Source organism: Streptomyces sp. NBC_00224, assembly GCF_041435195.1.
In the GTDB taxonomy this organism is placed as follows: domain Bacteria; phylum Actinomycetota; class Actinomycetes; order Streptomycetales; family Streptomycetaceae; genus Streptomyces.
Map to the genome: position 1 here is coordinate 2100458 of NZ_CP108106.1, position 13044 is coordinate 2113501.

Sequence of the window (13044 nt, forward strand, 5' to 3'; positions counted from 1 at the left end):
CCTCCGGGAGGAACCATGGCTCCGACGTACGACGTGATCGTTCTCGGCCTCGGCGGCATGGGTTCGGCCGCCGCCCAGCATCTCGCCGCGCGCGGCGTGCGCGTCCTCGGCCTGGAGCGGTTCGGCCCGGTGCACGCGCACGGCTCCAGCCACGGCGGCTCGCGGATCACCCGGCAGTCCTACTTCGAGGACCCGGCGTACGTGCCGCTGCTGCTGCGGGCGTACGAGCTGTACGAGCGGATCGAGCGGGATTCGGGGCGCGAGATAGCGCTGCTGTGCGGCGGGATGATGGTGGGCCGCCCCGACTGCCGTACGGTCGCGGGCGCGGTGCGCTCGGCCCGGCAGTGGGATCTGCCGCACGAGATGCTGGACGCCCGCGAGATCCGCCGCCGCTTCCCCGCCATGAACCCGCTCGACGACGAGGTGGCGCTCTACGAGGCGCGGGCCGGGCTGCTGCGGCCCGAGACCACTGTGGCTGCCCATCTCCAGCTCGCCACCAAGGCGGGCGCCGAGCTCCACTTCGAGGAGCCGGTGACCCGCTGGGAGGAGCTGCCGGGCGGGCGCGGGGTCCGCGTCCACACGGCCGAGAACAGCTACACGGCGGGCCACCTGGTGATCTGTCCGGGTGCCTGGGCGCCCGAGCTGCTCGCGGACCTCGGTGTGCCGGTCCGGGTCGAGCGGCAGGTCATGTACTGGTTCGGGCCCGAGGGCGGCACCGAACCGTTCCTCCCGGAGCGCCAGCCGGTCTTCGTGTGGGAGGAGGCGGACGGGGTCCAGGTGTACGGGTTCCCGGCCATCGACGAGCCCTCGGGAGGCGTCAAGGTGGCGTTCTTCCGCAAGAACGGCGCCCCCTGCACGCCCGCCACCATCGACCGTACGGTGGCCCCGGCCGAGGTCGAGGAGATGGCGACGGCCATGCGCCGGGTGACCCCCACCCTGCCCGGAACGTTCCTGCGGGCCGTGACCTGCATGTACTCGAACACTCCGGACGAGCACTTCGTGATCGCGCCGCACCCGGCGCACACGGGGACCGCCACCGTGGCCTGCGGCTTCTCGGGGCACGGCTTCAAGTTCGTGCCGGTGGTCGGCGAGATCCTCGCCGACCTGGCGCTCGACGGTACGACGGCCCACCCCATCGAGCTCTTCGACCCGCACAGGTTCGGCGCGCAGGCGGACACGGGCGCGGGGGCGGGCACCTCCGCAAGCACCTCCGGGGGCACCTCCGCCGACGCCCGTGGAGGCGCGCGATGACCGCCGAGGCCGCCGAGCGCACGCCGAGCCTGCTTGAGACCCTGCCCGGCCGGTTCTACTGCGACCCGGCGGTCTTCGCCCGCGAGCAGGAGCGGATCTTCGAAGCGCTGTGGTTCTGCGCGGTCCGCGCCGCCGACCTCGACAGACCCGGCGCCTTCCGCACGGTCCAGGTGGGCCGCGAGAACGTGCTGGTGGTGCGGACGCGCGAGGGCGTGCTGCGGGCGTTCCTCAACGTCTGCCGGCACCGGGGCGCCCGGGTGTGCGCCGAGGAGAGCGGCACGGTCCGGCGCACCCTGCAGTGCCCGTACCACGCCTGGACGTACGACCTCGACGGCAGACTGGTCGCCGCGCCGAACCTGGCGCGGATGCCGGACGTGGACCGCGAGGAGCGCGGGCTGCTGCGGGTCGCGCTGCGCGAGTGGCTCGGCTACGCGTGGGTGTGCCTGGCCGAGGAGCCGCCGTCGTTCGAGGACACGGTGGTCGGCGCGGCCACCGAGCGCCTGGGCGACCCGGCGGCGGTCGAGCGCTACCGGGCCGCGGAACTGGCCCTGGGCCGCCGGATCTCGTACGACGTGCGCGCCAACTGGAAGCTGATCGTCGAGAACTTCATGGAGTGCTACCACTGCGCGACGATCCACCCCGAACTCACCCACGTACTGCCGGAGTTCGCCAAGGGGGTCGCCGCCCAGTACTACGTGGGGCACGGCGCCGAGTTCGCGCGGGGCGCGGAGGGGTTCACCGTGGACGGCAGCGCGGGCTTCGGCCGCCTCGCGGGTCTGGCGGACGCACAGGACCGCCGCTACTACGCGATCACCGTGAAACCGCAGGTGTTCGTGAACCTGGTGCCCGACCACGTGATCGTCCACCGGATGTTCCCGCTGGCCGTGGACCGCACGGTCGTCGAGTGCGACTGGCTGTACGCGCCGCAGGTCGTGGCGTCCGGCGCCGACGTCTCCCGGTCCGTGGAGCTGTTCCACCGCGTCAACGCGCAGGACTTCGAGGCGTGCGAGCGCACCCAGCCCGCCATGGATTCGCGGGCGTACCGGCACGGCGGGGTGCTGGTTCCCAGCGAACACCACATCCGGGCCTTCCACGAGTGGGTTCTGACCTGTCTGAATCGTCACATGTCTGAAGTGTGAATTCCTGGGTAGCGGCGACCCGGGGCGCCTCGTGATCACGGCGCCCCCGACTCTGCCGCACGGCTGTCGCCGGGCGGCCGGGGGAACTGAGGAAGTCAAGGAGCGTCATGCCTGAACTGTTCATCGGCGGCCGATGGAGCGCCGCCGTCGACGGGGAGACCCGCGAGATCCGCTGTCCTGCGGACGGCTCGCAGGTCGCCGTGGTCGACGAGGCGGGTCCCAAGGACGCGGCGGCCGCGGTGGCCGCCGCCCGCGAGGCCTTCGACCGGGGCCCCTGGCCCACAACCCCCGCCGCCCAGCGGGCCGCGCTGCTGCTGCGCGTCGCCGACCTCATCGAGCGTGACGCGGCCGCGCTGGCCCGCGCCGAGTCCCTGGACACCGGCAAGCGGCTGGTCGAGTCCGAGTACGACATGGCGGACATCGCCAACTGCTTCCGCCACTTCGGCCACCTCGTCGCGGCCCAGGAGCCCGGCCGGGTCATCGACACCGGGAACCCGGTGACGGACAGCCGTACCGTCACCGAGCCGGTCGGCGTCTGCGCGCTGATCACTCCGTGGAACTACCCGCTGCTGCAGACCGCGTGGAAGGTCGCGCCGGCCATCGGCGCGGGCAACACCTTCGTCCTCAAGCCCAGCGAGCTGACCCCGCACACCGCGATCATGCTGATGCGCCTGCTCACCGAGGCCGGACTGCCGGACGGGGTCGCCAATCTGGTCCTGGGCACCGGCTCCGCCGCCGGGGCGCCGCTGGTCGAGGACGAGCGCGTGGACCTGGTGTCGTTCACCGGTGGACTGACCACCGGGCGGCGCGTGATGGCGTCGGCGGCGGCCACCGTCAAGCGCACCGCGCTGGAACTCGGCGGCAAGAACCCCAACATCGTCTTCGCCGACGCCGACTTCGAGACGGCCGTCGACTACGCGCTGACCGCCGTGTTCCTGCACTCCGGCCAGGTCTGCTCGGCGGGCGCGCGCCTGCTGGTGGAGGACTCGCTGCACGACCGCTTCGTCGACGAAGTGGTGCGCCGGGCGCGGCTGATCAGGCTCGGCGGCCCCTTCGACGAGCAGGCCCGCACCGGCCCGCTGATCTCGGCGGGCCATCTCGCCAAGGTCGAGGCGTATGTCGAGGCCGGGCTCGCCGAGGGCGCTGTGCTGCGCTGCGGCGGCGCCCGACCGGACGACCCGGCGCTCGCGGGCGGCCACTACTACCTGCCGACGGTCCTGGACGAGTGCACGGCCGCGATGTCCGTGGTCCGGGACGAGTCGTTCGGGCCGGTGCTGACCGTCGAGCGGTTCCGCGACGAGGACGAGGCCCTGGAGCTGGCCAACGGCACGATCTACGGCCTGGCCGGAGCGGTGTGGACCCGCGACGAGGCCCGCGCGCGCCGCGTCGCGGCCCGGCTGCGCGCGGGCACGGTGTGGATCAACGACTTCCACCCGTACGTCCCGCAGGCCGAGTGGGGCGGGATGAAGCAGTCGGGGACGGGCCGTGAGCTCGGTCTCGCCGGGCTCGCCGAATACCAGGAGACCAAGCACATCTGGCGCAACACCGAGCCGCGCCCGCAGCGCTGGTTCGACTGAGCGACCGCCGCACCCACCGGTCCGACCGCACGCCGTCCCCTGCCCTCCCCTCTGCGCGATCCTGTACGAGGAGTGATCCCCGATGACCGCCACCACACCCCCGCCCCCCTCGCCCTCCCCAGCCCGGGCGAGCGCCGACGCCGATGACGCCGCGCTCGCCGAACTCGGGTACAAGCCGGGGCTCAAGCGCACCCTCGGCAACTTCCACACCTTCGCCGCCGGGATCAGCTACATCTCGATCCTGACCGGCACGTTCCAGATGTTCTACTTCGGCGTCAGCCTCGGCGGCCCGGCCTACTGGTGGTCCTGGCCCCTGGTCTTCGTCGGCCAGTTGATGGTCGCGCTCTGCTTCTGCGAGCTGGCCGCCCGCTACCCGGTGGCCGGATCGGTCTACAACTGGGCCAAGAACCTGGGCGGTCCGCACGTCGGCTGGCTGGCCGGCTGGATGATGACGCTGGCGAGCATGGTGTCGCTGGCCGCCGTCGCCCTGGCACTCCAGCTGACGCTCCCTCAGATCTCGTCGTGGTTCCAGTTCGTGGGCGACGGCAGCGGGAAGTACGACGCCGCGGCCAACGCGGTCGTCCTGGCCTGCGGGCTGATCCTCTTCACCACCGTGATCAACGCGTTCGGCGTCAAGCTGATGGCCCGGATCAACACGGCCGGCGTCTTCATCGAGCTGGTCGCCGCCGTGATCCTGGTGATCCTGCTGGCCGCGCACATCACCCGCGGCCCCAGCGCCATCGTGGAGACCCACGGCATAGGCGCCGGCCAGAACCTGGGCTACTTCGGCGCGTTCCTCACCGCCTCGCTCGCCTCCGCGTACGTCATGTACGGCTTCGACACCGCGTCCTCGCTCGGCGAGGAGGCGGTCGACCCGAGCCGCAACGCGCCGCGCGCGATCCTGCGGGCGCTGATCGCCTCGTTCGTCATCGGCGGCCTCATCCTGCTGTGCGCGCTGCTCGCCACGCCCGACCTGAGCGCGCCCGAACTCTCCGTGGACGGGCTCCAGTACGTGGTCCTGAGCACCCTCGGCGACACCATGGGCCAGGCGCTGCTCTGGTGCGTGGTGATCGCGGTCGTGGTGTGCGAGCTCGCCGTGCACACCGCGGGCATCCGGCTGATGTTCGCGATGGCCCGTGACAACAACCTGCCGGGCGGCAGTCGGCTCGCCAAGATCAGCCCGCGCTTCCAGACCCCGATCGCGCCCGCCGTGGTCTGCGGGATCGTCGCCATCGGCATCCTGCTGGTCAACATCAAGCAGCCGCAGATCTTCTCGGTCGTCACCAGCATCGCGATCATCATGATCTACGTGGCGTATCTGCTGGTCACGATGCCCATGCTGGTCCGCAGGCTGCGCGGCACCTGGCAGCCCGCGCCCGGCCGCTTCTCGCTCGGCCGCTTCGGCCTCCCCGTCAACATCGTCGCGGTGCTGTGGGGCCTGGGCATGACCGTCAACCTGCTGTGGCCGCGCGCCGCCGTCTACAACGCGGCGGCCCCGTACCACTGGTACCTGCGCTGGGGCGGCGTGCTGTTCGTCGGCGCCGTCACCGTGGGCGGCTTCGCCTACTACTGGTTCGTCCAGCGCCACCGCACCGGCGTCCTCGCGGACCACGCCGCCGAGAAGAAGCAGGACACCGACCCCACCACCACCCCCGGCACCACCGCCGCCGCCACCGGCTGAAGCAAGGAGCGAAGGAAATCATGAACGAGGCCAATACCGGTACGCACACGGACGAGTTCGACTACGTCGTCGTCGGCGGCGGCACCGCGGGCAACGTTGTCGCGGCCCGGCTCAGCGAGGACCCCTCGGTGACCGTGTGCGTCCTGGAGGCCGGCCCCTCGGACGTCGGCGACGACAACGTGCTGCGCCTGGAGCGCTGGATGGGGCTGCTCGACTCGGGCTACGACTGGGACTACCCGGTCGAGCCGCAGGAGCGCGGCAACAGCATGATGCGCCACGCGCGCGCCAAGGTGCTCGGCGGCTGCTCCTCGCACAACTCCTGCATAGCCTTCTGGGCGCCCGCCGAGGACCTGAACGGCTGGGCGGCCGAGGGCTGTACGGGCTGGGGCGCCGAGGACGTCTTCCCGCTCTACCGGCGCCTGGAGAACAACGACGCGCCCGGCGAGCACCACGGCCGCAGCGGCCCGGTGAAGCTGCGCACCATCAAGGGCGAGGACCCCTGCGGCAGCGCGCTGCTCGACGCGTGCGCCCAGAACGGCATCCCCACCACGCCCTTCAACACCGGCCGTACGGTCGTCCGAGGCGCCAACTGGTTCCAGATCAACTCGGACGAGAACAACATCCGCCAGTCGTCCTCGGTCGCGTATCTGCATCCGATCATCGGCAAGCGGCCCAATCTGACCGTACGGACGGGGATCCGCGCCAAGCGGCTGGTGATCGGCGAGGACCGGCGCTGCACCGGGGTCGAGTACCTGGACCCGGACCTGGTGCACAGCCGTACCGTCTCCGCGCGGCGCGAGGTCGTCGTCAGCTGCGGCTCCATCGACACGCCGAAGCTGCTGATGCTCTCCGGAATCGGCCCCGCCGACCATCTGCGCGAGGTGGGCGTCGAGACGCTGGTGCACTCCCCCGGCGTCGGCGAGAACCTCCAGGACCACCCCGAGGGCGTCATCATGTGGGACGCCAAGCGGCCGATGCCGACCCGCTCCAACCAGTGGTGGGAGATCGGGATCTTCGCGGACACCGAGCCGGGCCTGGACCGGCCGGACCTGATGTTCCACTACGGCTCGGTGCCGTTCGACATGAACACCGCCCGGCACGGCTACCCGAGCAGCGAGAACGCGTTCTGTCTGACGCCCAACGTCACGCACGCCAAGTCGCGCGGCACGGTACGGCTGCGCACCCGCGACTACCGCGACAAGCCGATGGTCGACCCGCGCTACTTCACCCATGAGCACGATGTGCGGGTGATGACGTACGGGCTGCGGCTCGCCCGGGAGATCGCCGCGCAGCCCGCGCTGGCGGACTGGGCGGGCGCGGAGCTGGCGCCCGGGCCCGACGTCCGCACCGACGACGAGCTGTTCGAGTACATCCGCACCACGCACAACACCGTCTACCACCCGGCGTGCACGGTGAAGATGGGCGCCGACGACGACGCGATGGCACCGCTCGACGCCCGACTGCGCGTCAAGGGCATCAGCGGACTGCGCGTCGCCGACGGCTCGGTGATGCCGGAGCTGGTCACCGTCAACCCGTGCATCACGACGATGATGATCGGCGAGAAGTGCGCGGACATGATCAAGGCGGACGCGAGCTGACGCGGGCGGGGGGTGCTTACGCGCCCCCCGCCCCCCGGCTCACGCCGGCTTCTTGAACATCCGCGTCGCGGTGATCTCCCCGTGCACGGTCTCCTCGGCCGGGTCCTGCTTCGGCAGACCCGGCCGCAGGTGTTCCTCCACGCTGATGTACTTCAGACCCGCCCGCAGGTCCGCGTCATTGCGCAACCGGATGACCAGCGGGAACTCCGCGAGCGCCGTCGTGTCGAACAGGCCCGTCGTGTACAGGAGCTGGACGCCGAGCGCGTCGGAGACGGCCCGCTGGAGCTCAAGCAGATACGTGGCGTTGGCCCGGCCGATCGGGTTGTCCAGGAACAGCGTGCCCGCGTGGCGGTGCTTGTCGCGGCCCCGGTCGTTGCTGCGCAGCGCGGCCATCGTGCAGTACAGCGCGATCGCGGCGGTGAGCAGCTGCCCGCCGGAGAACACGTCGCCCATCTGCCCGACCGGGACGCGCTCGGCGCGCAGCACCGCGTCCGGCTTGAGGATCTCCACGGCGATGCCGCGCGGCTCCAGGGCCGCCTGAACTCCCCGCAGCAGCAAGGACATTCCGTCCCGGCGCATGTCGGAGTTCTTCTTCACGGCCGCGCGCGTCGCCTCGTCGATGACCTCGCCGAGCCTCTCGGTCAGCGTCGCCTGGTCGGGCTCCTCGAAGCGGATCCGCAGGAACTCCTGCCCCGACCACTCACCGAGCCCCTCCGGCAGCTGCGAGAGCCGCTGGGCCGAGCGCAGCGTGGTCAGCGCCGACTCGACGAGCCCGCGCAGCCGGTCCACGATCGAGTCCCGGTTGCGCTCCAGCTGCTCCAGCTCGTCGGTGAGGACCCGCAGCCGGGGTGCGAACGCCACCGCCCACGAGGCCGCGTGCTCGGGCAGCGCGGCGGCGGGCAGCTCCCGGATCTGCTGGCGGGCGGGGGTGCGCACCTGCTCGTACCGCGTCGCGTTGGCATGCCGGACCAGGATGTCCGAGGCCTCCCTGACGGCGGCCTCGGCGGCCGACAGGTCGCCCGCGCAGCCGCGCAGCGAACGCCGGGCCTCGGCGGCCGACTGCCGGGCCTCGGCCAGCTCGCTGGGGAACGGCTCGGGCGTCTGCTCGTCCTCCTCCTGCTGGTGGTCGCGGAGCAGGTCGCGCAGGAGCGCGGCCGTCTCGTCGAAGCCTCCGGCCCCGTCCTCGGCGGCCCGGTGAGCCTGCAGGAGCTCGGCGTGCGCGGCGCGCGAGGTCTCAAGATCGGCGGTGCGGGCGGCCAGTTCGGCCGTGGCGGTGCGCAGCAGGGCCTGCGCCTGCTCGGCGTCGCCGGGCACCTGCTCCTCGGGCAGCTCGGTGTGCGCCTCGCCGTCCTCGGGGGCCAGCCGCTCGGCCTCGCCGCGCAGTCGCCCGAGCTGCTCGCTCGCCGCCGAGGCCCTGGTCTCCAGGAGCTGTACGAGGGATTCGGCGCGGGCCGCGGCGGCCTGCCGGGACGGGCCGTCGGCGCCGTCGGTGCCCTCCAGGAGCTGGGCGGCGCGGGTGCGGACCTTGTTGGTGAGCCGGTTCAGCTCGGTGAGCGCGGCGCTCTCGTCGCTCTCCGCGCGCGCCTGCTCGGCGCGCAGATCGGCGCCGACGCCGACCTTCTCGTACAGCTGCGAGGCGGCTCGGTAGGCCTCGCGCAGGGCGGGCAGCGCGGCCTTGGGGGCGGCGCCGTCCGGCTCCGGCAGGTTCTCCGGCGCGCCCGCGATCTCGGCGCGCTCGGCGCGCAGCGCGCGGGCCGTGCGGTGGGCGTCGTCGGCGGCGCGCTGGGTGGCGCGGCGGTCCTCGTCGGCGGCCCGGGCGCGCTCCAGGAGCGACTGGGCGCGGGCCTCGGACTCGGCGGCCTCGTCGACGAGTTCGCGCAGGGTGCTCTGCCAGCCCGCGCGCTCGCGCAGCCGGAAGGCGAGCCCGGCCAGCACGTCGGCGGCGCGGCGGGCGCGCTGGGCGGACTCCTGGCGCTCGTCGCGGACCCGGGCCGCCTCGGCGGCGGCCTCGTCGGCCTCCGCCCGCTCCGTACGGGCCTCGGTCAGTTCCTCGACGGCGGCGCGGGCGGCTTCGCGCGCGTCCCGCGCGGCCGTGGCGAGCTCGTCGAGCATCCCGGGCGGGCAGTCGGCGCGCCAGGAGCCGAGCCGCGCGGCGAGCCCCCGGTCGCCCGCGAGGCGCGCGGCCAGGGCGCGGATCTCCTCGTCGCGGGCGGCGGCGCGGGTGCGCAGCGCCTGCCGCTCCTCGTCGGCGGCGTGCTCGTCGTGCATGGCCGGGTTCGGCGGGACGAGGAACACCTCGTTCCCGCTCTCGCCCTGCGCGCCCTGTCGGGGCACCGGCGCGAGCAGCGCGGCGGCGGTGCCGACGGCCACCGCGGACCGGGGCAGCAGCGCGGCGCCGGCCAGCACCTCGCGGGCCCGGACGTGCGAGGCGGGGTCGGTGATCACCACGCCGTCGACCAGCTCGGGCCGGGCCGCGAGCACCGAGGCGTGGTCGGCGGGGTCGACGGCCTGGGCGAGGTAGCGCCAGCCGGGCAGGGCCGGGATGCCGTGCTCGCCCAAGTACTCGACGGTGGCGAGGACGTCGGGGCCCGGCGGCAGCAGTCCGCCGTCGCCGAGCGCGCCGAGGATACGGGCGTCGTCGGCGGCGCCGGTCCGCAGCTCGAAGAGCTGCCGCTCGGCGGAGGCGACGTTCTGGTCGAGGAGCCGGCGCAGATCGTCGGCCTGGCGGTCCAGCTCCTCGGCGGTCAGCGGGGTGTCCGCGCCGTCCGTCCCGAAGTCGGCGGGGGTGCCGCGCACCGCCGCGTGGACGGCCTCCGCCGCGTACATCGTCGCGTTGCGCGGCAGCGGGACCCCGGCCGCCGGGGCGGACGGGAGGCCGAGAAGCTCCGCGAGGCGTTCGTCGGCGGCGATCGACTCGGCGGCGCGGTGCTCCGCGTCGTACGCGTTCCCGGCGGCCTCGGCCGCGTCCTGGGCGCGGGCCGCGGCCAGTTCGGCGCGCGCCTGCTCGGCGGCGGCCTCGCGGGCGCGGTCGGCGGTGGCGCGGGCGCTCTCGCGGGCCGTGTCCCAGGCGGCGACCGCAGTCTTCTCGGCGTCGCTCGCGGCGAGCGCGGCCCTGGCCGGGTCGGCGTCCGGGGCGCTGTCGTCCAGCCAGCCCGCCCGCACCGCCTCGGCGGTCTCCTGCTCGACCTCGGCGAGGCGCTGACGCAGATGCCCGGCCTCGCTGCGGGCGCGCTGCGCCTCGGTGGCGGCGGCCGTGGCGTCTCGGTGGGCCGCCTCGCTCGCCTCCTGGAGCGCGGCGGACCGCTCCTCCTCCTCGGCCGCGACCCGCTCGCCGTCCTCGGCGGCCGTGTGCAGCGCCCGTACGAGATCGGCGGCGGCGGTGGCGCGGGCGGCGAGCGCGGGCGCGGCGTCCCGCTCGGCCTCGCGGATCGCGACGGCCACGCGCGCGGAGCGGTCGGCCGCGGCCTTGTGCCGCAGCACCGCCTCGGCGGCCTGCCAGGCCGAGTGCAGCGTACGGGCGTCGGCCAGCTCGCGGCGCTGGGCGGTGGCGGCCTTCTCGGTGACGGCGAGCGCCAGCGAGGCGTGGCGGTAGGCGAGTTCGGAGGCGATCAGGGCGCTGCGGCCGCGCGCCTGCTCGGCCTCGGTGACGGTGTGCGCGGCGGCGGTGACCCGGCCGGCCAGGTCGGTGGCGCGCCCGCGCTCCTGGCCCGCGCGCGCGGAGAGCCTGCGCGCGAGCGTACGCGTACGGCGCTCGGCCCCGGCGTGGATGTCGCGCGCGCGGGAGCGGGCCTCGGCGGCCTCGACGATCCGGTTGAGCAGGTCCACCGAACCCGCGGTGAAGTCGCGCTCCGCGATCAGTTCGGCGCGGCGGCCCAGCTTGTTACCGAAGCCGCCGACCAGGTCCGCGAGGCCGTCGGTGTCCCGGGTGTCGGTGACGGCGCGCAGCAGCAGGTCGGTGAAGTCGGAGTCCTTCTTGACCGCGAAGAGACCGGCCGCCTCGCCCTCGTCGGCGTTCATCTCGCGCTGGTAGCGGAAGAGTTCGGGGTCCAGGCCCAGGTCGCCCAGGTGCTCGTTCCAGCGGTCGTGGATCTCCTCCCACACCACGTCGAGGTGCGGATACGCCTTGCCCGCCTCGGTGACCGCGTCGCGGAAGCCCTTCATGGTGCGGCGCCTGCCCTGGGCGCCGGACGCGCCCTCGGCGGCCGGGCGCACCGCGCTGGACTCGGCGACCGGCAGCGAGTCGAGGCTGAGGCCGGGGCCGGGCCGGAACGAGTACCAGGCCTCGGCGAACTTCCTCGGGTCGTTGGAGACCTGCCGCCCGCGCCACTCGCTCACCTTGCCGACCACGACCAGCTCGCCGGTGAGGGTGTGCTGCCACTCCAGGGCGACATGGCCGCAGTCGTCGGCGAGCAGGAACTTGCGCAGCACGCCGGAGCTGGCGCCGCCGAGGGTGTTGCGGTGGCCGGGCAGCATCACCGAGAAGATCAGCTTGAGCAGGACGGACTTGCCGCCGCCGTTCTCCAGGAAGAGCACGCCGGCGGGGGCGGGGCGGCGCGGCGGGCCGACCGGCTCGTCCTCGAAGAACTCCGCCTGGGTGGGCGCCGGGTGGGGCACGGGCGCGCCCACGCCGCGCAGGTCCAGCACGGTGTCGGCGTAACGCGCACCGGCGGGACCGATGGAGTAGAGGCGGACCCGGGACAGCTCGTACATGGCGGACTCTCGTAGATGTGGCGGAGGTGGGGGTGTTCTGTTGCGGAGTGTTCTGTTGCGGGGTGTTCTGCTGCGAGGAGTTCTTTTGCGGGGGTCAGGCGTGGAACGGGAGCCCGGCGTCGGCGGCCAGGTCGAGGTCGTCGCCGTCGGGGGGCGGCAGCAGGGTCGCGCTGCCGTCGCTCACCGCGACCACCCCGAGCTCCAGGAGCTCGGTGAGCGCGGCGGTGCCGGCCATGTCGCGGACCTGGAGCTGGTAGCGGGCGGTGGTGCGGTACGCGCCGCCCGCGTCGTCGCCGGTCCGCTGGAGGAAGCCGGACTCGGTGAGGAACGCGACGGCCTTGGCCACGATGCCGGTGGTGGATCCGGCGAGGCGGCGGGCGTCCTTGGTGGCGCCGGTCGAGCTGCGCCGGGCGTAGATGCGCCAGGCGGCCTCCAGGCCGGGGGCGCCGGTCTCCGGGTCGGTGTTCTCGCCCTGCTCGGCGGCGCGCTCCTCCAGACGGCGACAGGCCTGGCGTACGAACGCGTCGACGCCGTTGACCGTGATCCGCCCGATGTAGCCGTCGTCGGCCAGGTCCTCGGGGCGGGGGAAGGCCATCGCGGCGACGGCGAGGTGCGCGAGGCCGTGCAGGAAGCGGTCCGCCGAGTCGGTGGCGGCGCGGCGGGCGTAGTCGCCCATGCGGACGGCGAAGACGGAGTCCTCGGCGGCCGTCACGGCCATGCCGGCGCGGGGCGAGACCTCCAGGACGACGAGCCCGAGGCCCGCGGCGACGGCGTCCGCGAGCCTGGCGAACGCGGGGTCCTCGCGGTGGCGGCGGAGCAGTTCCGCGTACTCCGCGTCGCGGGCGGGGAGCAGTTTGGGCTGGAGCCCGAAGGCGACGAGGCGGGCGGCGTCGGCGGCGTCACCGGGGGTGATCCGCCGCTCGCCCCCGTCCCGGGGCACCTCGCCGACACCGTCGCCGGCCTCGGGCTCACGCTCGGGGTGGTGGTCGGTCACGGGGGGCTCCTTGGGGGGTGTTCGTTCTTGGTGCGGTGGGGGGGCGGTGGGTGCGGTGCGGGTGGGCGGCGCCTGCGGCGGGCCTGTCCCCCGC

At 73.8% G+C, this 13044-nt stretch carries 7 protein-coding genes; 5 read left to right on the forward strand and 2 right to left on the reverse strand.

The features are described 5' to 3' along the window. Positions 1–15 precede the first annotated feature (15 nt). The 5 genes from solA (at position 16) to OG965_RS09375 (ending at position 7246) form a co-directional block, all read left to right on the forward strand. Positions 16–1251 carry an N-methyl-L-tryptophan oxidase gene (gene solA / locus OG965_RS09355; RefSeq protein WP_371651066.1) on the forward strand — a complete coding sequence of 412 codons (1236 nt, stop codon included), beginning with the start codon at positions 16–18 and terminating at the stop codon, positions 1249–1251. After that, positions 1248–2390 carry an aromatic ring-hydroxylating dioxygenase subunit alpha gene (locus OG965_RS09360; protein ID WP_371651068.1) on the forward strand — a complete coding sequence of 381 codons (1143 nt, stop codon included), beginning with the start codon at positions 1248–1250 and terminating at the stop codon, positions 2388–2390. The genes solA and OG965_RS09360 overlap by 4 nt, the downstream gene beginning before the upstream one ends. Positions 2391–2497: 107 nt before the next feature. Further along, positions 2498–3967, forward strand: a complete 1470-nt coding sequence (locus tag OG965_RS09365; protein WP_371651070.1) for an aldehyde dehydrogenase family protein — start codon at positions 2498–2500, stop codon at positions 3965–3967. An 82-nt stretch (positions 3968–4049) separates the two neighbouring features. Next, a complete protein-coding gene (locus OG965_RS09370; RefSeq protein ID WP_371651072.1) occupies positions 4050–5648 on the forward strand; it encodes an APC family permease in 1599 nt (532 codons plus the stop codon). A gap of 20 nt (positions 5649–5668) precedes the next feature. Further along, positions 5669–7246, forward strand: a complete 1578-nt coding sequence (locus OG965_RS09375) for a GMC family oxidoreductase (protein WP_371651074.1) — start codon at positions 5669–5671, stop codon at positions 7244–7246. A 39-nt stretch (positions 7247–7285) separates the two neighbouring features. Here the strand turns inward: OG965_RS09375 and OG965_RS09380 are convergent, their stop codons facing one another. Together OG965_RS09380 and OG965_RS09385 are read right to left on the reverse strand one after the other, a co-directional pair. Further along, positions 7286–11956 (reverse strand): hypothetical protein, encoded by a 4671-nt coding sequence (locus tag OG965_RS09380; protein ID WP_371651076.1) that lies wholly within the window; start codon positions 11954–11956, stop codon positions 7286–7288. 94 nt (positions 11957–12050) lie between these two features. After that, positions 12051–12896, reverse strand: coding sequence for a hypothetical protein (locus tag OG965_RS09385; RefSeq protein ID WP_371656894.1), 846 nt, complete (start codon positions 12894–12896; stop codon positions 12051–12053). Between the last annotated feature and the right edge of the window lie 148 nt (positions 12897–13044).

Coding starts and splice junctions, on each gene's coding strand:
- solA (WP_371651066.1), top strand. CDS start 16: ATGGCTCCGACGTACGACGTGATCGTTCTCGGCCTCGGCGGCATGGGT.
- OG965_RS09360 (WP_371651068.1), top strand. CDS start 1,248: ATGACCGCCGAGGCCGCCGAGCGCACGCCGAGCCTGCTTGAGACCCTG.
- OG965_RS09365 (WP_371651070.1), top strand. CDS start 2,498: ATGCCTGAACTGTTCATCGGCGGCCGATGGAGCGCCGCCGTCGACGGG.
- OG965_RS09370 (WP_371651072.1), top strand. CDS start 4,050: ATGACCGCCACCACACCCCCGCCCCCCTCGCCCTCCCCAGCCCGGGCG.
- OG965_RS09375 (WP_371651074.1), top strand. CDS start 5,669: ATGAACGAGGCCAATACCGGTACGCACACGGACGAGTTCGACTACGTC.
- OG965_RS09380 (WP_371651076.1), bottom strand. CDS start 11,956: ATGTACGAGCTGTCCCGGGTCCGCCTCTACTCCATCGGTCCCGCCGGT.